This window comes from Plectonema cf. radiosum LEGE 06105 (assembly GCF_015207665.1).
Classification (GTDB): Bacteria; Cyanobacteriota; Cyanobacteriia; order Cyanobacteriales; family Nostocaceae; genus Rivularia; species Rivularia radiosa_A.
Genome location: NZ_JADEWL010000009.1, coordinates 83441 through 108038 on the forward strand (window position 1 = coordinate 83441; position 24598 = coordinate 108038).

Annotated in this window: 26 protein-coding genes; 12 read left to right on the top strand and 14 right to left on the bottom strand. The window is 38.1% G+C overall.

Features of this window, described 5'->3' with window-relative positions; all coding sequences use genetic code 11:
- Positions 1-5: 5 nt before the first annotated feature.
- From IQ247_RS04710 to IQ247_RS04730, 5 genes are all read right to left on the bottom strand, one after another.
- The gene (locus IQ247_RS04710) at positions 6-1349 is read right to left on the bottom strand and encodes a hypothetical protein (RefSeq protein WP_228059473.1); all 1344 of its coding nucleotides are present in this window, start codon (positions 1347-1349) and stop codon (positions 6-8) included.
- A 599-nt stretch (positions 1350-1948) separates the two neighbouring features.
- Positions 1949-3415, bottom strand: coding sequence for a hypothetical protein (locus IQ247_RS04715; protein ID WP_193917534.1), 1467 nt, complete (start codon positions 3413-3415; stop codon positions 1949-1951).
- 534 nt (positions 3416-3949) lie between these two features.
- Positions 3950-4924 carry an RNA polymerase sigma factor gene (locus IQ247_RS04720; RefSeq protein ID WP_193917536.1) on the bottom strand — a complete coding sequence of 325 codons (975 nt, stop codon included), beginning with the start codon at positions 4922-4924 and terminating at the stop codon, positions 3950-3952.
- Between the two features lie 380 nt (positions 4925-5304).
- On the bottom strand, positions 5305-5484 hold the full coding sequence (locus tag IQ247_RS04725) for an element excision factor XisH family protein (protein ID WP_322745422.1): 180 nt from the start codon (positions 5482-5484) through the stop codon (positions 5305-5307).
- Positions 5485-5707: 223 nt separating this feature from the next.
- Positions 5708-5956 (bottom strand): element excision factor XisH family protein, encoded by a 249-nt coding sequence (locus IQ247_RS04730; protein WP_193917539.1) that lies wholly within the window; start codon positions 5954-5956, stop codon positions 5708-5710.
- A 148-nt stretch (positions 5957-6104) separates the two neighbouring features.
- Here IQ247_RS04730 and IQ247_RS04735 point away from each other — a divergent pair, with 148 nt between their 5' ends.
- Entirely contained in the window at positions 6105-7835 is a 1731-nt protein-coding gene (locus IQ247_RS04735) for a lasso peptide biosynthesis B2 protein (RefSeq protein ID WP_193917541.1), read from the top strand.
- 140 nt (positions 7836-7975) lie between these two features.
- Here IQ247_RS04735 and IQ247_RS04740 read toward each other — a convergent pair whose 3' ends face one another.
- Positions 7976-8866, bottom strand: a complete 891-nt coding sequence (locus tag IQ247_RS04740; RefSeq protein ID WP_193917543.1) for a hypothetical protein — start codon at positions 8864-8866, stop codon at positions 7976-7978.
- A 254-nt stretch (positions 8867-9120) separates the two neighbouring features.
- Between IQ247_RS04740 and IQ247_RS04745 the strand changes: the two genes are divergently transcribed.
- Positions 9121-9375, top strand: coding sequence for a carbamoyltransferase C-terminal domain-containing protein (locus IQ247_RS04745; protein WP_322745419.1), 255 nt, complete (start codon positions 9121-9123; stop codon positions 9373-9375).
- A 58-nt stretch (positions 9376-9433) separates the two neighbouring features.
- Here IQ247_RS04745 and IQ247_RS04750 read toward each other — a convergent pair whose 3' ends face one another.
- Both IQ247_RS04750 and IQ247_RS04755 read right to left on the bottom strand, forming a co-directional pair.
- Positions 9434-9847: a type II toxin-antitoxin system VapC family toxin gene (locus tag IQ247_RS04750; RefSeq protein ID WP_193917545.1), complete on the bottom strand. Its 414-nt coding sequence runs from the start codon at positions 9845-9847 to the stop codon at positions 9434-9436.
- The gene (locus tag IQ247_RS04755) at positions 9847-10089 is read right to left on the bottom strand and encodes an antitoxin family protein (protein ID WP_193917547.1); all 243 of its coding nucleotides are present in this window, start codon (positions 10087-10089) and stop codon (positions 9847-9849) included. Before IQ247_RS04755 ends, IQ247_RS04750 begins: the two co-directional genes overlap by 1 nt.
- Before the next feature lie 91 nt (positions 10090-10180).
- On the opposite strand from IQ247_RS04755, the gene IQ247_RS04760 reads away from it, so the two are divergent.
- A complete protein-coding gene (locus IQ247_RS04760) occupies positions 10181-10510 on the top strand; it encodes a carbamoyltransferase C-terminal domain-containing protein (protein ID WP_193917548.1) in 330 nt (109 codons plus the stop codon).
- Between the two features lie 259 nt (positions 10511-10769).
- On the opposite strand, the gene IQ247_RS04765 is transcribed toward IQ247_RS04760, so the two are convergent.
- The gene (locus IQ247_RS04765) at positions 10770-10946 is read right to left on the bottom strand and encodes a hypothetical protein (protein WP_228059474.1); all 177 of its coding nucleotides are present in this window, start codon (positions 10944-10946) and stop codon (positions 10770-10772) included.
- A gap of 57 nt (positions 10947-11003) precedes the next feature.
- On the opposite strand from IQ247_RS04765, the gene IQ247_RS04770 reads away from it, so the two are divergent.
- The 9 genes from IQ247_RS04770 (at position 11004) to IQ247_RS04810 (ending at position 17614) form a co-directional block, all read left to right on the top strand.
- Positions 11004-11225, top strand: coding sequence for a hypothetical protein (locus tag IQ247_RS04770; RefSeq protein ID WP_193917552.1), 222 nt, complete (start codon positions 11004-11006; stop codon positions 11223-11225).
- Positions 11225-11647, top strand: a complete 423-nt coding sequence (locus IQ247_RS04775) for a type II toxin-antitoxin system VapC family toxin (protein WP_193917554.1) — start codon at positions 11225-11227, stop codon at positions 11645-11647. Before IQ247_RS04770 ends, IQ247_RS04775 begins: the two co-directional genes overlap by 1 nt.
- Positions 11648-11666: 19 nt before the next feature.
- On the top strand, positions 11667-11951 hold the full coding sequence (locus tag IQ247_RS04780; RefSeq protein WP_322745423.1) for a carbamoyltransferase C-terminal domain-containing protein: 285 nt from the start codon (positions 11667-11669) through the stop codon (positions 11949-11951).
- Positions 11952-11994: 43 nt separating this feature from the next.
- Positions 11995-12093, top strand: a complete 99-nt coding sequence (locus IQ247_RS33540; protein ID WP_375341212.1) for an AbrB/MazE/SpoVT family DNA-binding domain-containing protein — start codon at positions 11995-11997, stop codon at positions 12091-12093.
- 224 nt (positions 12094-12317) lie between these two features.
- Positions 12318-12455 (top strand): hypothetical protein, encoded by a 138-nt coding sequence (locus IQ247_RS04790; RefSeq protein ID WP_193917556.1) that lies wholly within the window; start codon positions 12318-12320, stop codon positions 12453-12455.
- Between the two features lie 813 nt (positions 12456-13268).
- The gene (locus IQ247_RS04795; RefSeq protein WP_193917558.1) at positions 13269-13595 is read left to right on the top strand and encodes a PqqD family protein; all 327 of its coding nucleotides are present in this window, start codon (positions 13269-13271) and stop codon (positions 13593-13595) included.
- 59 nt (positions 13596-13654) lie between these two features.
- On the top strand, positions 13655-15511 hold the full coding sequence (locus tag IQ247_RS04800; protein ID WP_193917560.1) for an asparagine synthetase B family protein: 1857 nt from the start codon (positions 13655-13657) through the stop codon (positions 15509-15511).
- A 158-nt stretch (positions 15512-15669) separates the two neighbouring features.
- Complete coding sequence (locus tag IQ247_RS04805; RefSeq protein WP_265579664.1) at positions 15670-16983, top strand: transposase; 1314 nt, start codon at positions 15670-15672, stop codon at positions 16981-16983.
- 373 nt (positions 16984-17356) lie between these two features.
- The gene (locus tag IQ247_RS04810; protein ID WP_228059476.1) at positions 17357-17614 is read left to right on the top strand and encodes a hypothetical protein; all 258 of its coding nucleotides are present in this window, start codon (positions 17357-17359) and stop codon (positions 17612-17614) included.
- A 29-nt stretch (positions 17615-17643) separates the two neighbouring features.
- Here IQ247_RS04810 and IQ247_RS04815 read toward each other — a convergent pair whose 3' ends face one another.
- The 5 genes from IQ247_RS04815 to IQ247_RS04835 form a co-directional block, all read right to left on the bottom strand.
- Positions 17644-17820, bottom strand: a complete 177-nt coding sequence (locus tag IQ247_RS04815; RefSeq protein WP_193917563.1) for a DEAD/DEAH box helicase — start codon at positions 17818-17820, stop codon at positions 17644-17646.
- 98 nt (positions 17821-17918) lie between these two features.
- Positions 17919-19694 (bottom strand): flavin monoamine oxidase family protein, encoded by a 1776-nt coding sequence (locus IQ247_RS04820; RefSeq protein WP_228059477.1) that lies wholly within the window; start codon positions 19692-19694, stop codon positions 17919-17921.
- 214 nt (positions 19695-19908) lie between these two features.
- Entirely contained in the window at positions 19909-20214 is a 306-nt protein-coding gene (locus tag IQ247_RS04825; protein WP_193917567.1) for a hypothetical protein, read from the bottom strand.
- A 1370-nt stretch (positions 20215-21584) separates the two neighbouring features.
- A complete protein-coding gene (locus IQ247_RS04830; RefSeq protein WP_228059478.1) occupies positions 21585-22598 on the bottom strand; it encodes an ISL3 family transposase in 1014 nt (337 codons plus the stop codon).
- Between the two features lie 605 nt (positions 22599-23203).
- Complete coding sequence (locus IQ247_RS04835; RefSeq protein ID WP_228059479.1) at positions 23204-24451, bottom strand: 50S ribosomal protein L11 methyltransferase; 1248 nt, start codon at positions 24449-24451, stop codon at positions 23204-23206.
- Positions 24452-24598 lie beyond the last annotated feature (147 nt).

Genomic DNA, 24598 nt, shown 5'->3' on the forward strand with positions numbered 1-24598 from the left:
TACATCTAATTTTTTACAGTCGGATATTCAACAACGCCACCGATGACATATGCCAAACGATCGTAGTCAGCGACAGTGTTATTATCCATAGCAGGGGTTATATTAACGGTATAAGAATCTTTTTTAGTCACCTGGATTGTCGGATACTTGCTAATCAATAAAGCTGAGAGCCGCCCAAAATCACCGCTTTCATCTAAGTTAATCGCAGGTGCCCTCACAAATTTGTAACCACTCACATCCTTTTGCTTATTTTTATAAGCCTGGGCAATTAAAGTTGGGTTGTACCATCCTTTTCTGGTATCTTGATTAAAATATATAGGAGAAATTGATATTAAAGTAAAACCAGAATAAGTAATATCTATTTTAGTAGTTTTAGTTGACGTATGGATTGTGAGCTTTTGCTTATTATTGTTGAGATGGTTCAAAATGTCATTGCTTGACATATTAATACGGTAGCCGATGCGATACTGGGTATTTCCATCCCTAAGAAGTACAGACATTCCACCATTTTCTTGTTTAGGAAATCTAGTATTTTGTTTAACAATGCTAAGAATATAGTTGCTCTTGTTTACTGAATCTAGGAGTGGGAGAACGGATGAATTTACCTCTAGCCACCTAGCAAGACGATTAATCAAAGGTTGTGCAGAAGCTGGTATGAAGGGAAATTGAGTAGAAAGATAACGTTTGCCAGCTAGTTCTCTAAGACTCAGAGGTGGCTTTTCTTGCATTTTTCTTCCACTCCAAATATAGCAGAACTGGTAGTCGATTACATAGTCCACTTTGTTGTTTATACTGGGCAGTTCTTTTTTCGCAATTCTTAGAACCTCATCCGTGATAGGTGCCACATATGCTTCATATTGAGTAACGAGTGTATTTGCTTGCCTTGATTGGTCTGATGTTGCTTGTTCGAGCTTACTTTTATCTAAGCTTGATAAGGTATAAATGATAATATCTAGCAGGTCGGCATAGGCATCAGAGAAAGAAGCGGACAATTCAAGAAAGTTATTTTCTTTATTTGAACTAGCTAGGCTATTGATATAGTCAAATGTAAAAGCATTAAAGGTGGAAGATCTAACTTCCCAATCAAAGTTAAATTTGCCTTGGTTTCCAGGCTCAATAGAAACAACTTTTTTACTTCTGCCAACAGATTGCATTGCTTTCATCACAGTTTCATTACCTAAGATTAGGTATTGAGTGAGGCAGCTAAATATGTTAGGTTTGGAATCTATTGGAATTTGGTATCTTTGAGAAGAAGAACAAACAGACTCTTTTGTTAGTAGCTTAATATCAGCCTTAGTGTTGAATTGTACATCACCTACAGAACTAGTTTTGACTAAATCTTGAAACAATGATTTTATGCTACTGAGGTTGTATGCGAAAGTAGGTTTTGCAGTTATAAGGATAAAAGTCAACATCGCTATGGCGACAATTCTAAGATTTAGTCTAAGTTTCACTTGATTGATTTTTTCAATTTATCCAATTTTTCAGAAGCGATGATTAAAAATTAGGAACAGGTTAGTGAATAATATTTCTTTTTCTCCTTAAGTTAATTAATAGCAAGTAGTTTAAACTCATGGTTTACTGATTGTCAGTATAGGTAAATCAAGTTTTTAAACGATGCTCAATTAAATTTTTTGGTTCTTCAGTACTTAGTATGCTATTAAAATAGTCGTTTTTGGGCAGTCGGCAGTCGGCAGTAGGGAAAAAACAGATTAAAATTATTAAAAGTTAAACATAAAGAACATAAAATCCTTATGCAGCAAGTATTTTAACTATTTTCATGGTGCAATTTGGCATACTAACAACTGAAGAGCCAATTTTTTTTCAATTCTTACTTAAAAAATATACCAAAGTTTTTTAGAGTGATTAAGATAGAAAAATCTTCCTCTTAACCACTCCAAGAACACTTAAGAAGCTGTTATCAGAACCAATATTGTGTCATATCTGTTTAGGATGCCGGATATTCAACAGCGCCACCAATCACATATGCTACTTTTTCGAGATCCGGAACAGTTAAGTTATTTGTGGGAGGGCTGAAAGTCACAGAGAAAGAACCATCCTGGCTATTCTCTTCCAATTTAGTACTATAAATACTTTCACTGGCTCGACCGAGAGGAAAGCAAAGGAACTTTACATTCCATTCAGAAGATTGACTAAGACTTTCTTTGAATTTGTTATAGTCGCCTTTGTAATATGTGATTTTGATTGTTGGATAGTTGCTAATGAGTAAGTTAGTAAGTCGTCCAAATTCACCGTTTTTGTCGAGGTTATATGGGGATTTCGGACTGAACTTAAAGCCACTTACGTCTTTATCCGTATTTTTTTTCGCTTCCTGTATTATTTTTGGATAATACCAACCCTTAAGTGCATCCTGTTGAAATTCAACAGGAGAGATTGGTATCCGAACAAATCCGGGATAAGTAATTTCTATATTTGCTCCCTCAGAAGTACCATTGGCAGAAAACATATCATACTTAGCTTTACCAGAACCAGATATTGAGAAAAAGTCAACAATCGGAATATTTACCTCACCCGAACCTTCGACACTGACATTCATCGCATCTTCGCTGAGCTTCTTAGCTGACATACTAATATTGATTTTTTGCGATGTATTCTTGATTTCGTTAACAATCTCGTTACCAGCTAAATTGATTTTGTAACCAATACGCTCTTTTTTGGTTCCATCTTTCAAAAGTGTTTCTATTCCTCCATTATCTTTGCTTGGTTTTTCTGTATAATTCTTCAACTGAGTGAGAATCCAGTTATTTCTGTTCACTGAGTCCTGAAGCGACAAAACTTCCGAGTTAACATTGAGCCACTTGGCTAAAAGGTTTACAAGAGGTTTTGCTGAAGCCGGTATCATTGGAAACTGAGAATTCAGATCGCGGGCTTTATTCAGCTCGTCTAAGCTTAGTGGAAGTTTTTTCTGCGTTTTACAACCGCTCCAAAGGTATAAAAATTTGTAATTGATCACATAGTCAACATCAGTATAAATGTCTAACCCAGCATCTTTAGCCTCCTTTTTATCGGTATCAGTAATTGGTGCGACGGTTGTTTTATATTGAGTGACAAGGGCGTTTGCTTCTGAGTTAGTATCCGATGTAGCTTGACTGAGTTTCTCCTTATCCTTGCTGTCGAGACTGTAGCTGATGGAATCCAGTAACCTTACGTAAGCATCTGAAAAAGAATCATGTACTTTGAGAGAATTTTCTCCACCTGGCGTGGCAAGACTATTGATATAGTCTAAGGTTAAGCTATTAAAAGTACCAGATTGAACTTCCCAGTAAAAGTTAAAGTCACCTTTTTCTCCAAACTGAATGGGGATAATGGCATCACTGCTGTCGGGTGTGCTTGTGACTGCCTGATTTGCTTTCTCTGCAAGTTTCTTGTAGAAATTAGATTCAAAAGTTGTCATGGATTTTACCTTGTTCGTTTGCAAAATTGAACATTAAGTAGCGATGCAAAAAATATTTCACAATTATTTAGTTATATTGTAAATTTCACATAGCAACTTAATTTGATTTTAGACAAGATTGGATATTCTCCTTGTGCTTGTCCATCTTTAAGACGATTCCAATCGCCAATTCCTGAATTTTTCGAGAACACTTTTCTCTAACTAAAATCTGAGAAAAATATATCTCCGTCAAAACCGCCATCCAAAAATACAATCTTAGTTGTATTGTTGATTTTGCCGTGCTTCCTTAATGTAGGTGGTTCATAAGGGAGCCGATTATCTTGTTTTTCGGAATGATTTTCTTGTGGAAATTCACTCTGTTCTTTGTTTTCTTCAGCGATAATTAATTCCTCCGTTTTTGAGATTTACTGCTAACGTAGTGATTTGGTGGGGAGACGAAATTGGATTTATTTTTCCTTTTGTCTCTCCACCTTTAAGACGATTTCACTCATCAATTCCTGAATTTTTTTTTCGACAATCTTGCTTTTCCCAAAATCAACACATCATTTGATCGGGAGGAGCGTGACACCATACTCCAAGGGAGTCACTACACACTCTCACAAATTCCGCTTCAAAATACTGCTCTTGCACCAGCACCCCAGTCTCATCAAATTCCATCAAAACCAAAATCGCCACGGTCAAAAATTCACGCATCTTCTCCTCAAAACCCTCCACAATAGCAACCGATTCCTCCTGCGATTCCTCCACCGCAACAGAAACCACATACTCGGTAACTCCCCCACTCTCCTGAGACACTTCCTCACTTACCGACTCCGTTGCAGCTTGTAGAACCGATGAATCTGTGGGACTTTCAGACTTATTATCAATTTCCAATAGTTTGAGATTACTTCCTGCCGTCGCAATGACTGTACTTAAATTATCAGTGTATAAATCCCTATCCCTCTCATCTTCCCCAATAAAATATTCCCTCAACTCCTCTCGTAAAATCTTCCGTGCTTGAGAAATACGCTTGCAGACGTTATCGTAAGAAATCTCCTGCTGTTGAGCAATCTCTCGATAAGACAATTGTTGATAAAAGTGTAAAGCAAAAGTTTCGCGCAACCGAGATGGTAAATTCTCAATTGCGCGGCGAATTTGAATATTTTTCTCTTGTGTCTCTAAAATTATTTCTGGTGTATCCTCAGAGCAAACCAGCGCTTGTTCATCCCCTATTGCTTCTATATCCTCAACTTGATTTGCGCTGCGACTGTGTTGACGATGAATATCCACGCATAAATTATGAGTTAATCTTGTCAACCACCCCTTATAATTAGTAATTTTCCCCGCATACTCTTGTACCTTCTCCGAAGCTTTGAGCATTGCTCGACTCAAAGCGTCTTCAGCTTCGGTGGGGTTTCCACCCATCCACCCCAGACAGCGATGATAAAGATAATTTTGATGTTCTTGCCATAGCAGCCAAAAATCAGCGCAATCCTTCTGTTGGGAGATTGCAGCTATTTGATTACTCATAATAATCTTAGTAAGTGATGGAACTGTATGTATCAATTATTTTATGTAATCAGCGCAAATTTATTCCATAGTGAATGCTTTGCTTTGGCGACTCTTAAATACGTATCAACGCCGGAATAGTTGATTTATTTCAAAACATATGTCAATCTATCAGCTATTTAATGCGTGTAATATCAAGTTACTTGCTTGCTAATTGAGTCAACAAATACTATGATGGCTGATGTTTTACAAGTAAATCATCAGTGTAATTGCTTAAGTAATTATAAGGTTTTTAAATAGTTAACATTTAGTAATAATTTGCTCGATATAGGAATGGGGAACAGGGAATAGAAAGTATATAGGGCTGCTACCTCCCGGATTCCTATAAGTGCGATAGCGTTCTAGTTTTTCCATTCTAAAAGTACCTCGCCGACTGGATCGTAAATAATTAATATAATTTGAAAACGTTTAATTACCGTTTGGACAAAGGGAAGCATAAAAAACTTTCCATATACGCTAACTGGAACTGCTAAATATAAAATACGTTCGGGTTGCCGTTCTTCCTTCATGTACTCGATAATTAATAAATTGCCCTACCGCAGTATGAAAGTCCCAAATATTTGATGGGGAGCATCCCACTTTTTTAGTACGTCATTGCGAGCGCAACGAAGTGAAGTGAAACAATCGCAAAATCTCTCACTAAGAACGAATCTATGCGATTGCTATGTCCTGACAGACACGCTGCGCTAACGTCGTTCCTCCTTCCCTAAGAGGGAACACTTTGTGAACGCAATGACAGAATTATTATTTTAGTGAATAATAAAAACTGGGATGCACCCTATTTGATGTGCCAATAAAACTTTTAATTTCAACGGCGATTTTTTCTTCACCACATTCGGCTGCGATGATTTTTTCTGCTCCCAAGTCAATTTCCATATCAGCACCACCAGCTTGAATCCTGAGTGGATCATCTGTAATTAGCCAACCCTCTTTTTCTAAGCCTTTTCTAACTGCATAATGAAAAACATATGCCAGCCATTGAGTCACTAACATGACAATCTAAACAGATTATGCCTATTATTTGAGAGCATAACAAGCCAGAAAAACCTGTTGATACTCAATTCTAGCAGTTACAGGTTGAAGCAGAGGAGTAGGTTCAAGATTACATAATTGATACCCAACTACAATCAAAAATATACAAATGACCGCATTAACTGCAATAATTCAAAAAACCCACACTTGGAGAAAATTTTCCCTCCAGGAACGTTATCTTCTTCTCCAAGCATTAATATTACTTCCCTTGATTCATTTATCTTTAAATCTTTGGGAATTCAAACGTACTTATTCCCTTTTGAGGAATATAGGGAAGAGGGAATGGGGAATAGTAAAAGATGAAAATTTGATTTCTTGCCAAATACTCACCACAGTAAATATGGTGAAAATAGCAGCAAAATACTACAAATGGGCAACCTGTTTGAGAAAATCCCTAGCGCTATGGTTTTTATTACACCGTCAGGGAATAGCAACCGAATTGCAAATTGGTACAAGGTTTGATAAAAGAGAGTTTCAGGCTCATGCTTGGGTAGAATATCAAGGGTATGTGGTTGGCGATCGCCCTCAAGTAAAACAGTATTTTGCAAGCTTCGAGAATCTAAATTTTAATCTCAGTAACCAACTTCCTACATATAAGCCAGAAATAGAAATATTGTTGTGCTGTACTAATATCCACACCGACACAACTGCATCCGAGCGCATAGAAAGCTTACTTCAAAAAGATATTGATTGGAATTATCTCCTACAACAAGCTTGTCACCACGGAGTTTTTCTTCTGTTGTATCAAAATTTGGTTAAATATTACCCCGAAAGCATTCCCAAAGAAATCCAGCCTCAGTTACAAGCATATTGTCAAATTAAAACTGCTCGCAATCTTTTTCTGGGCAAAAAACTTTGTCAAATTCTCGAACTATTCGAGAAGGATAATATCAAAGCAATTCCCTTTAAAGGTGCTGTTCTCGCTGCTTCTGCTTATCAAAATTTAACGAAACGGGAATTCTGCGATATTGATTTAATTATCAAACAAGAAGACTTTCCCAAAGTTCAAGATATATTAATTTCTCAAGGTTATCAACCCCGTAGCGAATCACAACCTTGGGGACAAGATTTTAGCAATAAAGATGATAGCATTCATATTGACATTCAGTGGCAATTAGCTCCTTCGTGCTTTCCTTACCAAGTTGATTTTGAGCAACTTTGGCAGCGTTGCGAAACCGTATCTATTTTAAATCAACAAGTAATTAATCTTTCCACCGAAGATTCGCTATTAATTCTCTGCCTGCAAATCGTTAAAGATGCTCACTTCCGTCAAGAAAAGCTCAAGCAAGTCTACGATATTGCCCAACTTATAAATAATAGTGAATTGAATTGGAAATTAGTAATTCAACGAGCTAGAGATTTGGGTAGTGAAAGATTACTTTTGTTTGGTTTTGGTATAGCTAATAGGCTTTTACAAGTAGAAATGCCGGAAGAATTACAGCAGAAGATAGAAGATGATTTGATAGTTAATTTATATTTAGATAGTGTTGTGGAACAGTTATTTGCTAAAGAAGATCAACAACATCAACTATTTGGAATCTTCCGTCAGGGATTTATATATGGAATATATGGATTTTTCTTACGGGCTTTGATGTTACTGGAGCATTCCAAGTTTTGGGGGAAGCATAATAGATATTTAATTGGACATTTAATTAGTTATATATTTAAACCAAATTCAAATGATTTAAAATATGTTTCGCTTCCTGGATTATTATATATTTTATATTATTTAGTTAGACCGATCCGTTTGGGGTTGAAGTTTTTGAATCCGTCTCAAAAAGTATCTGGCGCTTTGTTACCGCTGCTACACAAACCGGCACCCGCAGTAAGGCGGGTTTAAGAATAATTAGTCCACGGAGGTGGACTTTGCCTGTGTAGCAGCGAATTATATTCGCCGGATACTTTTATAACTTGCAACCTTTTACCAAGCCCGACTACCTTGACTATTTCCAACTGCTTCTACTTGTTGATTAATATTGCTCAAAAGTTATTTTCATCGCCGATGTTCAAAAAACCGTTCCAACCGACAGCTACACCCCAATCATTCGGTAACTGACGATGCACCTTAACGTTAAACCCACCGCTACCAAAGTCGCGGTTGCGTCCAAAACTAGCCAAAGTGTAAGAAAGTTCGACACCTACAGATTTGCGGGAATCCCCCAAACCAACACCGACACCTAAACCCAAATCATCATCGTTAGAAAAACGACCTCTTTCTTGGTAGCTAGCGCTGACAAAACCAGTATTGTGATCGCCACCGAAACCAGTGGGAACGTATATGCTAAAACCCGGTGAGTAAAAGAATGAGGGAATTTCAATATCTTTTACCGCATCTAGCTGGTTGAGTATGTTTTCTACATCTTGTTCCGATGTATTCTGTGCTTGTAGTAACTTATTATCAGTTGGGATTATTTCGGAATTTTCACGGTTAATGTCTGCGAGATTATCTGTTGCTAAAAATTCCGGCTCTGAGATATTTTGAGAATCTGGAATTGTGGTTTGAGCTTGATTCGTAAACTCAGAAAAATAATTCTTGGTAGATTTTTCAATCCGCTTACTAGCTTTGAGTCGTTTAATCAGATTAGCTTGTTGAAGATTATCGAATAATTCCTCAGAATCTGAATCATTTACCCATTGGGCAATATCTGATAATTCTTTTTTCAGAGGTTTTTTGTTTTGAGATAAAGCATCAGTGCTAATACTTTCAGATTTCACGTTATTTAACTTCAGAGTTTTTAGCGTATTGGCATCTTCTCTAAATTCTGTAGCTCGAACCGGATTGATTTGTGCAAGTGTGGTAATAGCAAGCGTAAGAATTAGAGAAAATTTCCGGTAGTGTAAAAAATAATTTAGCTGATTTATGGGAATCACAGTGAATTTATTTGTGCTATTTTAGAACAACTTTATATCTCACACGTAGATATACGATTAAACTTATACAGTTATGGCTCGAATATCCGGAAACATCAACTATTTGATAGGGAGTAGGGAATAAGTCACGGTTACGGCTACCTATCCAGATTCTTAAGACGATTCAAGCCTTCAATTTCTGAATTTTTCTAACGGCTTTTTTCTCCCGAAATTTACTGGCACAATTTTCTTGTAGGGGAGGCGGTTGAGGCGGTGTGGATGAACACAACCGCATTCTGACGGCTGTTCACGGGGGTATGGTACTAGTCAGCCGCAAGACAAATCCGCTTTATTGGGATTTGATTAATACTTTTGGACAATGCACGGGTATTCCGATGCCGCTGAATACTTCGTTTAATGAAAACGAAATTATTGTTTGTACACCAGAGGAAACGCTCGCATATTTTTTAAGAACCGATATGGATGTTTTAGTTTTGGGTCGCTACTATTTGACTAAAAAGAATGTATAGCAAGCCTGAAAAACTCCCGACAGGTTATATTTTCTTGATGCAAAGTTCATAATTCTCCCTATTCCCGCAACAAAGCTCGAAACCCAGCTTGAACAAAATGCATATCAGCCGTTACTGCATCAGTCAAACCTCGATCCCACATGACAATAAAAGAAATGCAGTCGGTCAAACCCCAAGTTTTATCAGGACGCTCACTGTAAAGCTGTAACGCGCGGTTGAGCAATAGCGTATCCACTGCTACCACCTGCAAATTAGCCGTATTGTAACATTGCTGGATAAACTGTACCGCCGCAGGGCGATTGACAGCGCTCAAGGCATTACCCACTTCCACCAATACCGCCTCCGTCACCCAAACGGATGCGGCTACTCGCATTCTTGGCAGAAACACTCTAGCTTGAACATAATACTGGTCGCGTTTATTTAATAAAGCCTGGATAAACACCGTATCCAGAAATAAGCGTTCATCACTCATCAAGTACCTTCCGTCTCGTCCTTGGGCGTGCCATACAAGTAATGATCGTGTTCGCTAGACCAGTCTATCGGTGCTTCTATTGTTCCCGTCATCGCCTCCAACACATCCCAAGCATCACCAGCTACAGGTGGTGAAATCGACTCTTGAATTGTAATTACATAGCGCGTGTTCGGTGGTAAATCCAAGGGTGCGTCTGGATGCAAAACATTTCCATCAAATACAGCCGTTATCCTTTTATTCATAACTTGCGCTTGCTGTGTCCCTAATTTTCTTATTCTAAAGCATGAAGAGCGATCGCATAGCAAAACGTTTAACTGGTATTAGAAAGCAGTAGTGAAGCTGCTTATACCGTGTTTATATGAAGATGCATATAAGGGTGCAGCTGCATTCTTTATTAATTTATCGTCGTCCGGCTTTGTATTTACCATTCGTCCAGAAAAGCGATCGCGCATTCCCGCAGTCACCCATGTTGATGGTACTGGACGCTTGCAGACACTCAGCCGCGAGACGAATCCGTTGTATTGGGATTTGATTAATACTTTTGGACAACGCACGGGTATTCCGATGCTGCTGAATACTTCGTTTAATGAAAACGAACTTATTCTTTGTACACCATCCGAAGCGATACTCCGTAGAGTGGCTAACGCCAACGCATATTTTTGAAGAACCGATATGGATGTTTTAGTTTTGGGATCGTATTATGTAGAAAAAATTATTGTGTCATTAAATACTAAAGCTAAAGATATTGATTATGTAATATCTAACGCAGGGTAAGCGCATCTCAAATGCTCTTGACAAGCGGATTTGAAGGATGTGCCTAGAGTTATGAAATGGTAGTGTGGTAGAATAATTGCGTTGCTTATAATCCGGACTCTGTTTTTAGGTATGTAACGGTCTTTGATAAGCCGCAACGAATAAGCCTTTACAGCAGATTAGCCATAGTGCAGGGAGGAGAGTGTAAACTCTGATGTTGCTGTTTTGGTGCGTACATACCTTCTATGGCTAACCACATTAATAAATCTCCCAAAAGATAATTTGCATATTCAAACCAACTAACAAGCTGGTACTTGAGTGATAAATTTTCTTTTCGAGAAGCCACGGTCTCCATAGAAAGATTTACAATCAATCTAGAGTAAACATAAGTAGGAAAAAGCTAATGACATTGCAAGAAGTGCAAAAACAAGCATTGCAATTACCAATTGATAAACGTTGGCAGTTGGTGCAATCCTTACTTGAATCATTAAAACAAGAAACTCATTCAGTGCGGAAAAAAGGAAATTTATCTCGGTTACGAGGTATTGCTAAAAGTGCAGCAGTATCAAATCATGAAGATACTGAAACAGATTATGTAACTTATCTCACCGATAAATATCAATAATGAGAGTCTTAATTGATACAACTATAGTTCTTGATTTCATACAAGAAAGGCAACCTTTCATAAAAGATGCAGTAAGGCTTTTTGAGAGGGTTGACACTGGTGAGATTGAAGGATTTATCGCAGCAACAACAATCACCAATATTTATTATATCGTTCGCAGAGCCGCAGGTGTGCAAGCAGCTCAAGATACAATTGCTCAAATATTGACTGATTTACACATTTGTACAGTTGACAGAAGTGTATTAGAACAGGCACTAGCACTAAATTTTAGAGATTTTGAGGATGCAGTACAGTATGCTTCTGGAATGGCGTATGGAGTGGAAGTAATTGTAACTCGCGATGCTTCTGGATTTGTAGATGCGGAAATTCCAGTCATGTTACCTGGAGAATTAAATCGAACATTAGATAGTAAATCAACCTAGTAACTTCTCTTTTCGACTCATTGTTGATGGTACTGGACACTTGCAGACAGTCAGCCGCAAGACAAATCCGCTTTATTGGGATTTGATTAATACTTTTGGAAAACGCACGGGTATTCCGATGCTGCTGAATACTTCGTTTAATGAAAACGAACCTATTGTTTGTACACTAGAGGAAGCAATTGAGTGTTTCTTAAGAACGCAAATTGATGTTTTAGTTTTGGGTTCGTACTATGTAGCAAGAAGCATGAAAATGTTAAGCACTAGTTCTGAGGAAGTTAGTTATTCTATTTTTAGCTTGAGTTAATTAGATGTCGATCATACATCGGCAAGCTTTCTTTTTTTAAGCGGTGACTATACCTAAAGAAATTCGGGATTATTGGAATTTGGATACAGGAAGTAAGGTTGATTTTGTCATAGATGAAAAAGGATTGTTTGTAAAAGCATGAAAAGACGTATTTATGTGAAACTTTGCTACTAGGGAGTATCCTCGGTAGCAAGATTTCACGTTGAAATACAAGAAAATTCATTTGAGAGCGTGCGTAAGTTTTAGTAACTTTATTAACAATGTGATTAATGTAAAAATAAGAAATTGCGAGCTTTTTTAAAAATATTAAGCTCAGATAGCAAGTAAGCCATTAAGGTATATAAGCACAACGAACTCTAAAATTTAATGCTTACTTTGGTTGAGAAAATTTACCATACAGAAGTTAAACTTACACAACAAGCAATGGCGGAAATCGAAGAGCAGATTTACTGCTTACCAACTTTGAAAAAATGGTTCGTTGAAATCTTTTGTCGAAGTGACTAAAATTTTGGATCATTTTCTTAGTTGGAACACTCTTAATGAAATTATCTATGGTTGTTCGATTGTCAACCATCTATAGGTCAGGTACACACATTCCAAAATTCAATCAAATTTTGAAGAACGATGCAAACCTGTTCCCCTTGGTTTTAAAAGAATATTAATCGCATTTGAAGCATCCCCATACATAGGATGACTTGGTTCGCTACTAGATAATAGAAGATATAACTAACTCCACATCGGGTATATTTTTGGCAATTTCTCCGAAGAGTGTAGTTAAAAAGCAATTAAATTTCTGAGAAAAAACATTGACGTTTTGATTTTCGGGTCATATTATGTAGCGAGAAGTATTGTATTTTTAAACACTAATGCGAAGAAAGTTAATTATTTTATTGCCTACTATGTAGTCGTTACATATCTTATATCTACAAGATTTATGGCTTAATTTTTAGACATGAAAATTTGGGCGTTGCTGAATCATGGTATGAATTGAAAGAGACGCGAACTCATCCAAAATTAATTGTGTATTGTCATTGCGAGTGCAGCGTTAGCGCAGCGTGTCCCGGAGGGACATAGCGAAACGAAGCATTCACCCGTAGGGTGCGGTTCATCGCAAGCGTTTGGGAAAGATCCACGCAGTGAACAATGACACAAATAATGAAGGCATACCCACTTATACCAACATCATCAAAAATATTAGTTTATAAAAGTTGCGAGATTACTAACGTGTAGAAGTTATTGGGATTCCGCCCACTATTGTCATAATCTATACAAAGTATTAGCCGTACCTATTACCAAATTCTCTCCATATCACCAAAAATGTCTGAAAAACAACAAGCAACTATCGATAAAGCGAAATCCACTATTTCTATATCCTCATCTAATTTTTCGATACCAGAAAGCGTTCTTGCACAAGAAATTAATAGTGAAGTAGTTTTATTACATATGGATTCGGAGTCTTACTATAGTTTGAATGCTGTGGGAAGTCGGATGTGGCAAATGTTGACTCAATCAGGAGACTTGGAAGGGACAATAAAGCAGTTGTTACGAGTTTTTTTTGTAGATGAAACAAGGTTGCGTCAGGATGTAACTGCATTGGTTGAAGAGTTAGTAGAGGAAGATTTGTTAATTAAGGACGTGAGCTAATCCTCCAAGAAGTTATCTTTGAACTGATAAAATTCCCTGTCTCCTACAATCGAGGTTCTATGAGCGGTATAGTTAGCATTATTAATCACAATAATCAACCCATCAATCAGTCTTTTCTACACGCGATGACCGATTACATGGCATTTCGCGGTACCGACGCTCAACAAACATGGCATCAAGATAACATCGGGTTGGGACATACTCTGTTACGAACAACTTCCGAACAGGAACGCGAACGACAACCTTTGACTTTAGATGAACGGGTATGGATTGTTGCCGATGTTCGCTTGGATGGACGCAAAGAATTAGCTGTGGCTTTGCAGGCGCGGGGTAGGGTAATTACTGAGGAGGCACCCGATGTTGAGTTAGTTTTACACGCTTATCATGTTTGGGATACCGCTTGTGTGGACCATTTAATGGGGGATTTTGCCTTTATTATCTGGGATGAAAGACAACAAAGATTGTTTTGCGGACGCGATCAGTTTGGGATTGTGCCGTTTTACTATGCTCAAGTTAACAATACATTGATTTGCAGTAATACCCTCAACTGCATCCGCTTGCATCCCCACATATCAACTAAGTTGAACGACCTAGCGATGGCAGATTTCTTGGTGTGGGGGATGAATATGGAATGGTCTACGACTATTTTTAATGATATTCATCGTCTTCCTGCTGCTCATACTTTGACTTGGCAAGCAGGAGAATTAAAGATACAGAGGTATTGGCAATTACCCCGCACTCGACCATTAATATTCTACAAGCAACCCCAAGAATATGTAGAGCATTTTTCTCAACTATTTGAGCAAGCGGTTAGCGACAGATTACGCACGAATCGAATTGCAACTCATATCAGTGGGGGAATGGACTCTACTAGCATTGCTGCGACAGCGCAAAAGGTACTGTTAGAAAGAGGAAAACCCTTTAATTTTCAAGCGCTTACGATGCGCGATCGCCTGATGATGCCAGAAGAAGATTCTTATGCCAGCATGGTAGCGCATTATACTGGTATTCCTTTAAATGAGATGAACTGCGAAAGCTATTTCTGCAATGTTCCAGAAGAAAACCCCTCTACGCCATTACCCGAACCAATTGGTATTCCCGCACGCAATCCTAGTAATGATTTTACTAGGTGCTATGCAGACCACGCACGGGTAGTATTAACAGGATTTGGTGGCGACCCTGCTTTGCGGTTTGGGGAGTTTTATTGGTTGGAGTGGTGGAAACATGGTTTGGGTAAAGAGTGGTTAGCAGTGCAATCGCACTATCTACGTACCTACCGCCGACCGAAATTTTACTTACGCCAAGGTTGGGCTTATTGGCGCAAAATTAACAAGGAGAAATTAGAACTTCCGACTTGGTTTAATTCTAATTTTGTCAAGCAACTAAATCTACAAGAACGATACCAGAAAATGAATGCCGAAATGATAGATTATATCTCTCGCTACGGCATGGCGAATTCTCCATTTTGGTCAAATTTGTTTGAACAGTTCGACCCAGGTTATACCGGGGTAGCAGTTAAACATTACTATCCTTTTTTCGATTTGCGCTTGGTCAACTTTCTTGTTTCAATTCCCCCCATACCTTGGTTAGTCAATAAAAATATCTTGCGGGAATCGATGAAGGGTAGATTACCAGAAGCTATCCGCAACCGGAAAAAAATTGTTTTTGAGGTGCCTGGCGGATATACCAAGGTAATGCAGGAAATGGTGGGGTCGTGGATTGGCGATTTATTAAAAAATACCCCCCTTTTAGAAGATTATGTAGATACAACCGGGTTAAGTCGGTTTTTACAGTCATCCGAAATTGATACAGGAAAATTTTTGGAATTAGAAAAAACTTTGGCGGTTGCTTATTGGTTGCGGAATTCTCAAGTTGTTTCATCGAATAAAGTAAAACTTGAAGCAGTATCTTGTTAAAGTTTGTATAAGTACCAAACGGTTTTTTAAGCTTATATATGACAATACCTTCGCCAAAAAAAAAGAATATGAAAAGAGAGGGCTGATGTAGTAAAGTTGTTGTCTTCGACAACTACAACTTGATTACTACAAACAGCCCATGTTCAACAAAAAGCGCACTGTTACAATGTTTGCTGCCGTTCATAAGTGTAACTACGATGCGGCAATTAAATCGGATAATCATAGCTATGTTAGCGATGAATGGAAGAGTGACAATGCTGGGCATCTCTCGTTGGATAGATATTGGTGGTAGTTATCGTACAGTGTATCGATTATTTCACACTGTGATTCCTTGGGCAACAGTATTTTGGTTGTTCTTCCGTGAACATTTATTTCGTGATTCGGAGGCGTATTTGTTGGCGGGAGATGAGGTGGTAGTGACGAAAGCAGGAAAACAAACTTATGGGTTGGAGCGGTTCTTTTCGAGCTTGTACAATAAACCAGTATCAGGGTTATCATTTTTTACATTGTCATTAGTGAGCGTTCAACGACGACATTCTTATCCAATTCGGATTGAGCAGGTAATCAAAACTGAAGCTGAAAATACTCAACAGAAGTCTTCAAAATCAAAACAAAAACGTGGTCGTGGACGACCTAAAGGTAGCAAAAACAAAAATAAAGCTGAAGTAACTTTAACACCAGAATTGTTGCGGATTAAGAGCATGGTTATTGGGTTATTCCAATTACTGGCGGGCAAAATGAACTTAACTTACTTGGTGCTTGATGGTCATTTTGGTAACCATAATGCTTTACAGATGGCAAGACAAACGAGCTTACATCTAATTTCTAAGTTGCGTTGTGATTCAGCATTATACTTACCCTACCAAAACCCTAACCCAGAACGCCGCTCTCGTCGAAAATATGGTGACAAACTTAACTATAAAAACATTTCTGCTAAACACCTATGTTCTAACAGTATTAATGAAAATATTCAGACTAAAATTTATCAAATTCAATTACTCCACAAAGAATTTTCCTGCCCCTTGAACGTAGTGATTTTGGTCAAAACTAATCTTAACACCCAAGCTTGTTCTCATGTGATTTTGTTTTCGAGCGACTTGGAGTTATCTTACGATAAATTGATTGATTACTACAAATTACGCTTTCAAATTGAGTTTAATTTCCGTGATGCTAAGCAATTTTGGGGTCTAGAAGATTTTATGAACCTAACTCAGACAGCAGTGACTAATGCGGCTAATCTTTCCTTCTTTATGGTCAATTTGTCCCATCATCTTCTGACTGATTTCCGTACCTCTAATCCTAACTGCGGCATCGTCGATCTCAAAGCCTACTGCCGGGGTTTTCAATACGTCTACGAAACTATAAAAATGCTTCCGCAAAAACCTGACCCTATAATATTCGCCAAAATTTTTCGTAAGCTCACTAGTTTGGGACGTATTCACCCTACTAAACCCTATTCCCAAGCCTCATAAATTGGCGAAGGTATTGATATGAAAGACCGACTTTTAAATTGAGTCGGTCTTTGAACAACTGGAGATAGAGCTGGATACGGCCGTTGAACTTAAGACACAGCAGTATAACAGACCATATGTGTAATTTTTTATACCGAAATAGCGCTATACTGATAAAGATAGAAGGCGTCTCTCCAAACCGATGAGGCATAAGCAATTATCATGTTTACCACACCTCTCAAGAAAGGTGCCTTAGTAGGGCAAACGCATCTTATTTTTATAACGTTTACTGGACATAGCTTTCGTCAATTGTTTAGTTTTGTTGCTAAAATCTAAAACCCTTTGTAGACAAGGAATCTAGAGGCTTTGGCAAACGAGATTTTAGCTGATTGGGATGCTGTGGTTGCGTGTTTTTATAATCCGCAATTGCCAGCAACTTAATAAAGCAGAAAGGGCTTTACGACATGCTGTTATTGCTCTATTTATCAGCTATGGGACTCGCTCTACTGAGGGCAGTTTAGCTCATTACTCAGTTTTAAGCGTGATTGAAACTTGTCGTCCGAGAAAAATTGACTCTTGGGGTTATATTGCGATGTTTATTACTCTAGTTCGTAGAGGTATAAAACATCCTCCTATTCCTGTTTCTCTCTAACTCTTTTGACTGGGGAGAGTGAAAAACTACTAAGAAAAAGCTCTAGGACTTCCAAAAATTCTATCGAACCTAGGGCCTATAATAGGAATTGACAAAGTAGTATCATTTACTTGGCCATGCTTGCGTAATTTAGGTTTTTCATAGGGAAGTCGATTATCCTCTTTTTCGGATTGATTCTCTTTGTTATCTTGAGTTTCTTCAGGCATAATTTAATTCCTCCTAATTGTTACACTTTGAAGACTATTCCAGAGAGCGATTTCTGCATTTTTCGGTGCCTACCTACTTAATTTAATGGAGGCAACATCTACGAATACTTTATTGCTGTTGATTTGTCTAGCTGTAGTTGATAAATTTCGTAAGCTGAACGGATACCAGCTTCAAAGGCTCCCTGAATCCAACCATGTGTATAGCTTGCATGTTCTCCCGCAAAATGGGCAATTCCATTCCAACTAGGTTGAATAATAGATTTATATAGTTGACTTTTTTGTTCTGGACTAAAGTAGGCAAAAGCAGATCCCCCTGCCATTTCATCAGCAGGCCAAATTTGTGAGGCTCCAGTCTCAATATTTGAGTAAATATGTTCCTTTCCAAAGATTTGCGCCATGTTTTCAATGGCTAGCCGAAGTCGGTGTTGTGGTTGCATTGAGCCGAGTTCTGTAGCATCTTGTTCAAAGGTATAGCTCGCCATAACTACACCACGTTGCTGCCCGTCTTGAAATTGTGCTGCATCTTTTACTGGAAATATTAGGTAGCGAATAGGAAGATCAGTTACCATACCACCACCACCATATTTTCCTTCTTGTTCGAGATGTGCGAGATACTTTTCCCACCACCGTTTTTTGAATTGCAAAAGGATTTTTGTAACTTCAACGTAACGAAGTTCACGAATTGCTCTCATTTTCTCTATATCAAATACTGGCTCAATTTTTATTAACCGCAGCGCAGTATAAGGAATGGCAAAAACAATATAATCTGCAAACTCGCTAGTTTGCATACCACCAACAAGTTCATATTTTACTTCCACTCCTTTCCCTGGTTCTGGAGTTTCATGCTTTCGCACCTCAATTACTCTTGAGCCATAACGAATTTTATTTTGCAATGAGTACTTAGATTGGGCATTGATAAAAGCCAGTGCAATGGAATCCATACCGTTCTTAAGTTGTTGCATCCCTGCGCTTTCACCTTGTTGATTACTTGACAAAAACGAATCTTTCCAAGACTCAATAAAGCCATTTCCAAATACAACGTGGGCAGAACCAAGATCGTAGAGAGAAATACAGTCTTGTGACCAGCCAGCAACTTCTTCAAGAAAAGTACGTAGCGTATACTTATCATAAAGTTTAGTAACATGCTCGTATGCTAAACCGATACTTTTAATATGGTCTGGGTCATTTGGATTTGGGATGTATATTTTATAAAATTCATTGTAAACAACCTGAACTGCTTTGTTCCACAGTTCATCAATAGTTTTGCCCTTTTCATTTTCTTTCAAATTTGGGAAAAGGCTTAACAACTTTGTATCTTGGTTTTTCAGTAATTCGTTAAAGTCATTGTAGGTTAGTGACGAACCATAACCAGAAAGATAAATAATTTTATTTTGTTGCTCGAATGGCTCTAGCTGGTCTGCCATGCCAAAGTGTTCAAGATAAGCATGGACAAGGAAGTGGTTACTCGGTATACGCATAGCTCCTCCCTCTGCATGAAGACCTGGAGCAAATGGTTCGCGGAAAGTTTTTACACGTCCTCCAACCCGTTGTGAGGCTTCTAACACAGTAACATGCATCCCAGCACGATTTAGTTCATAAGCCGCAGAAAGACCAGAAGTACCTGCGCCAATTACAATAACGCGAGCGGGTTCAGGCTTAGTTGATGATAGTGAATTTAAACCATCTTTAATAATCCCATTGTATAAAGTTCGCAACGGAACTGATTCTTCAGGCGCCTCTTCAGTTACAGTGCGAAATTTAGTTTGAGTATTAAAATGTGAACGCTCAGGTATAACATTAGCCATGATGAGCGCGTGTTTTTGGTACTGAGCAAAATCTTCGGTAGTAAGTTGTGATGACGAATTGTTGACCATAAAGCTCTAGTTTCAGTAAATAGTAGGGCAAATGTACCTTGTCAAAATTAAGACGATTCGAGTCGTCAATTTTTGAATTTGTAGATAAATTAATACTATGACACCATTTGCCGCAGTCATTATTCAAACTACTACAAAAGGGAGTGAAAGAGGAGCTATTAGGCTGTCCCTTCACTCTAATAGATACTGTTGTCACTATTATGTATGGGATGATTTATTTTTGGGAAATCCCATCATTAATTATTCTGATTCCCGTAATATGAACAGGTCCATCTAGTGGCTGATATATATCAACTATTGCTGCTTGATTAGGGGCATTAGGATATGCAGCTTTTGCATTAGCAAAAAAGCTATAGTTGGTTCCCGAAACAACTTGAGTAGCAAATGCTACTGGACTGTATGATATACCAACAAAACCTTTAAAAGCTGCTTCAAATACTTGAAATGCTTCTTTAGTTATTTGACCACTAAAAGAAGTCCATCCTCCGGATAATGACTTTTCTAAGGTTGCTTCTGACATAATTTTCTCCTGATGTGTCAAGTTATAATTTGGTAGCTAGAGAAAATAGGATTTATTTTTCCCTTTTTCCTCTCGATCTTTAAGACGATTCGAGCCGTCAATTCCTGAATTTTTGAGGAATTTTCTTAGTAATTATTTACATCTGTCCAAATTGGCTGTGGTTATTGGGCATGTGCCAACAAATTAATAAGACTCATTCCCCTTCAGTTAATTAATTTAAACCTATCAACTTGCTTGCTGCTTCAGTATTTTTACTGAGGCTAAGTAAATATATATTTATTTCGCAAGAATATATTTACTAGTTTATAATAAGTCGGTCTAGTACATATTTTCTTAATAAGCTGTATACTTTTAAGCAGAAGTGTTGATTCTTAGATCAGCTAAAACTGTGTTTGCGCTACGCGCAAACACAGTTTGATGGTGGGCGTTCTGCTTGCAGCAGCGCTTCGCTATCGCACAAGCATAGTAAATTTGTATTTGATAACCCGCAACTTGGGTTAATAATCGAATTGTTACGCGACCTTTTGCCTCAAAGCAATAAATTTCGCATCTTTTATTTCCAATGATGAAGCAAAGTGTTGGAAGCTCAACCCAACCTACTAACTATAAAAAGGGGAGGAAGGGGGCAGCCTTTCTTCCCTTGCGAATGATTATTATTATTAATTTTGGATATTTTATTTCCTGGAAGTCCCTTATTATGTAATTGGAGTAATAATACTGAGGTATCTAGCAAGTAGCTTGATTTAAAATTCATATGTGATGGTTGATGTACTGACAACTCTGCTGAAATAGCACTAACTGCCGTGCTGTCATATGTATCTATCAGACAGACATCTAGGGTCATAGCGAAAGCTCTTCATAGATTATAAGCTGTAAACTAAGCGCAGCTGTTACAAGCTAAGAAAGCACTCGCGCCCCTTACGTATAACAATAGATACGGTTCATTACTTTGAGGTTTATGGTGGGTAATCAAATAGTTCCAATCTCCGAACGGCGAGGTTGCAAAGATTTTTGGCTGCAATGGCACCAATATCAAGATTATCTCTATCCCTCTTCTAAGAAACAGAATGTTTCTTTACATTCATAAGGAAGTGACAGCCTTCCTCAGACGCTTTTGTCATTCAATCATGACTTCACAATTGAAAAATTTAGTTAATTAGGAAACAATCATGAATAACAGGATTTGGTGGCGACCCTGGTTTGCGATTTGGCGAGTTTTATTGGCTGGAGTGGTGGAAACATGGTTTGCGTAGAAAAATATTCCAGGTCTTTGGACATTATTTACGAACCCATCGCTCTCCGAAATTATACTTACGACAAGGTAGAGCTTATTGGCGCAAAATTAACAAGGAGAAATGGCTCTAGCGTACTTAGTGGGCTAAATTTTTAGGAAAATGCCAAAATAGCAAAGCCCGGATTTCAAAATTATTAAAATTTCTAAACCCAAATCCGCAGCGTTTAAGTAGCTTTAATTTGTTATTAATCCCTTCAACTATCCCGTTAGTTGTTCTTCTTTCAAAGTATCCTACTATCTCAGCAAACCACCGTTTAATTGTTGCGACACTTTTGGGATAGTAAGGTGATGCTTTTCTTAACCAATCAATTAATTTTAATGTCCCTTCTGCCCAATTTTTGCTATTCTCAAAAACGACATGGAACTCTTCTTTTAAGGAGTGCATAATTCTCACCAGTGGAGAAGCTTCTTTAACTTTTTCTAATTTTTCTTTTTGTCGGTTAGATAGCTTGTCTTCTGCTTTTAACAATGTATATTTGCTGCCTTTTAAACTATCAAATAATTTAACTCTTTCCGATTCGTTTAGTGATTTAGCTGCTGTCTTTTGCTCAATTCTTGCCTGATTTAACTCTTCATGAATCATTTTTGTAACGTGAAATCTGTCTACTGTTACCTCAGCATTCGGACAGAGTTTTTTCACTAATGATTTATAGTTACCAGTCATATCCATACTTACTTCTTCTATCTGAGATAAAACTTTTTCCCCCCATGTTCGCATCACTTTCTCGACCTGTGACTGTTTTCTCTCTGAAACTAACGCGATTAATTTATGAGTTTCTAAGTCTACTAAAACGACGATAAATTTTCCTTGCCCTTTAACCAAACTAATTTCATCTATTCCTAATATACGCAATTTATTTACATGAATAGGTAGAATTTTTTCTGCTATATTTTTGAGCATTGATTCGACTTCCTCTGCCGCTAACTTATTATTTTTAGCAACATTTTTAATATCACTATGAATAACTTGTTGAGTAATAGCTTCTGCATATCTGTGAGTAAAATTTTTCTTATTCCCTACAAAATCTAAGATTTCACTAAAAGGTTTTCTGCAATTTTTACACTTAAATCTGCGTCGATTTACTCTCAAACAGGACTTGTTTATTACTCATTGATAAATCTTTTACTAAATATCTTTTATTTTCATGAAGATGATGACTACTCTTACCACATCGTGGGCAAAGTGCTGTCTTGTTCTCCACTTTTACGGATAAGATTAATGTTCCTTCTATTTCTTTATTATCTTCTACTATGATTAAGCGGTAAATTTAATAACTTAGTCATTAAACTCTTCATAATTTATGAAATATTACTTATCTTTTGGTTATTATTTAATATTTTAGCCCACTAAGTACGGAAGAGCCAATTTATCGAGTTAGAGGCTTTTTTATAGCTCAATAATTACCTCAACAAAATTATTTACACAAATTATTTTCTTGTTCCCCATTCTCTGTTCCCCCCATCGATGAATTTAATTTTTCCAACTACTTGCATCCTACGAAAGCAACCTCAAGAATCATCGCCCTTTTGGCAAAGGATTGAAAATAGGGATGATAACAGTAGTTATTAGTTGGGTTCCTGCGTTGGTTAGAGCAACTGAGAAGGCGAAATTGGCGTACCAGAAAAGGTAGATTGCTTAAAGTTAGCTTTTTCCTACCCGTTAGTCTCTAGCTGAGAGGAACTGGATGCTCCCGTCTATGGAAACTCTACACTAACTTGATTCGGACTTCCAGCTACCCTGTTTCTATAACTGACGCTAAACAATTCTCCCTTCTCTAGATTACGCGATGGCGCTAATAACCAAACCGGACTGCGCCAGTGACCATCTTCACTTGCTTGAGTGGGAGCCGTTGAAAGAATAGTTGTGGGACCTAGTTCTAATTCAAAGTAAACCAGAATCCCATCCAATCGCCCGTCAGCGCTAGCTGTTACAGTTGTGGTGGTATCAATTGCCAAACTACTTACAAGCTGCAAATCAATTTCAGCCAGCATTATAGGTTCGCTTAACGTTTCCCAGTTTTTAGCTAAATAGGGTTTTAGATGAAACGCATAGGGGGAAATTTGGGCAACTGTCTCTAAGAAACTAAAATCAATTCCATACCATGACTGCCAATTTGACAATGCGCTCCTGGTGACTTTCCGCTTCTGCAACTCGGCTTCAGGAATGGTGACAGCCAAACTGTAAATTTTTAATCGACTGGGTATCAACCGGGCATTGGGTTTGAGCAGTCGCTGGCGAGCATCCAAGGTGAATTCTAATACTTGCTCTCCCAACGGCTCGTTACCGATAATTTCACTAATCAGCACATCTGCCTTTTCTGGTAAACTAACTTGGGTAGACCAACCTTGTACTAAGGTAATTTTATCTGCCAAGCCATTCGCCTCAAAGATTGCTTGAGCCGATTTCCCAATCTTACTTGCTTCTATAGCATAAACGCGGCTTGCACCCGCACAAGCAGCAGCAATGGCTAATACACCCGTCCCCGTTCCCAAATCTACCACTACATCTCCAGGACGCACAACTTCCCGAATCGCTGCTAAATAAGTGGCTGTGCGCTGGCGATCATTTAACATGGCAATATGAATACCAAGAGCGTCAAATCCATAGGGATCTGTTCTCAGCGTCGGTGATATTATTCCTTCTTCTACCAAAATTCCCGCCCGATATAGCTGCAAAATTGTACTGGTTAAATTCATCCAATCCTGCGCCCCAAGAATTAGCTCCTCTAACTTGGACAAGGCTTGCTTCATAGAAATCGGTTGGGCAAAAATATTCAGAACGGCTAACCCGTGCGTGCCGCAAGCAATAACTTTATCCTTTGTGATAATCTGGGCGTAATTGCTAGAATCGATCCTTACTTGAACTTCGGGAATTCGTTGCAGTAGGGTATGGGGAGAAAGTTGATTCATCAATCTTGGTACTATACACCTGTTCGGCTTCATGATAACGCGCGTTTCTCTAATTTAGCTATTTTGCCGTAAGCCTCCCACTGAAACGGTACTCCGTTCAGTGGTGAGATATAAGGCGGTTAAAATTAACGCGACCTCCGACCAATTCAATCCGCAGGATTGATAGAGAGGGAGTCAGCG

Excerpts from the sequence above, each read along its gene's own strand:
- IQ247_RS04775 (WP_193917554.1), top strand. The coding sequence starts at position 11,225 with ATGAGAGTCTTAATTGATACAACTATAGTTCTTGATTTCATACAAGAA.
- IQ247_RS04835 (WP_228059479.1), bottom strand. The coding sequence starts at position 24,451 with ATGAAGCCGAACAGGTGTATAGTACCAAGATTGATGAATCAACTTTCT.
- IQ247_RS04770 (WP_193917552.1), top strand. The coding sequence starts at position 11,004 with ATGACATTGCAAGAAGTGCAAAAACAAGCATTGCAATTACCAATTGAT.
- IQ247_RS04800 (WP_193917560.1), top strand. The coding sequence starts at position 13,655 with ATGAGCGGTATAGTTAGCATTATTAATCACAATAATCAACCCATCAAT.
- IQ247_RS04730 (WP_193917539.1), bottom strand. The coding sequence starts at position 5,956 with ATGTTAGTGACTCAATGGCTGGCATATGTTTTTCATTATGCAGTTAGA.
- IQ247_RS04815 (WP_193917563.1), bottom strand. The coding sequence starts at position 17,820 with ATGCCTGAAGAAACTCAAGATAACAAAGAGAATCAATCCGAAAAAGAG.
- IQ247_RS04825 (WP_193917567.1), bottom strand. The coding sequence starts at position 20,214 with ATGTCAGAAGCAACCTTAGAAAAGTCATTATCCGGAGGATGGACTTCT.
- IQ247_RS04755 (WP_193917547.1), bottom strand. The coding sequence starts at position 10,089 with ATGAATAAAAGGATAACGGCTGTATTTGATGGAAATGTTTTGCATCCA.
- IQ247_RS04720 (WP_193917536.1), bottom strand. The coding sequence starts at position 4,924 with ATGAGTAATCAAATAGCTGCAATCTCCCAACAGAAGGATTGCGCTGAT.
- IQ247_RS04715 (WP_193917534.1), bottom strand. The coding sequence starts at position 3,415 with ATGACAACTTTTGAATCTAATTTCTACAAGAAACTTGCAGAGAAAGCA.
- IQ247_RS04790 (WP_193917556.1), top strand. The coding sequence starts at position 12,318 with ATGCTTACTTTGGTTGAGAAAATTTACCATACAGAAGTTAAACTTACA.
- IQ247_RS04820 (WP_228059477.1), bottom strand. The coding sequence starts at position 19,694 with ATGGTCAACAATTCGTCATCACAACTTACTACCGAAGATTTTGCTCAG.
- IQ247_RS04750 (WP_193917545.1), bottom strand. The coding sequence starts at position 9,847 with ATGAGTGATGAACGCTTATTTCTGGATACGGTGTTTATCCAGGCTTTA.
- IQ247_RS04795 (WP_193917558.1), top strand. The coding sequence starts at position 13,269 with ATGTCTGAAAAACAACAAGCAACTATCGATAAAGCGAAATCCACTATT.
- IQ247_RS04810 (WP_228059476.1), top strand. The coding sequence starts at position 17,357 with ATGCTGTGGTTGCGTGTTTTTATAATCCGCAATTGCCAGCAACTTAAT.
- IQ247_RS04735 (WP_193917541.1), top strand. The coding sequence starts at position 6,105 with ATGACCGCATTAACTGCAATAATTCAAAAAACCCACACTTGGAGAAAA.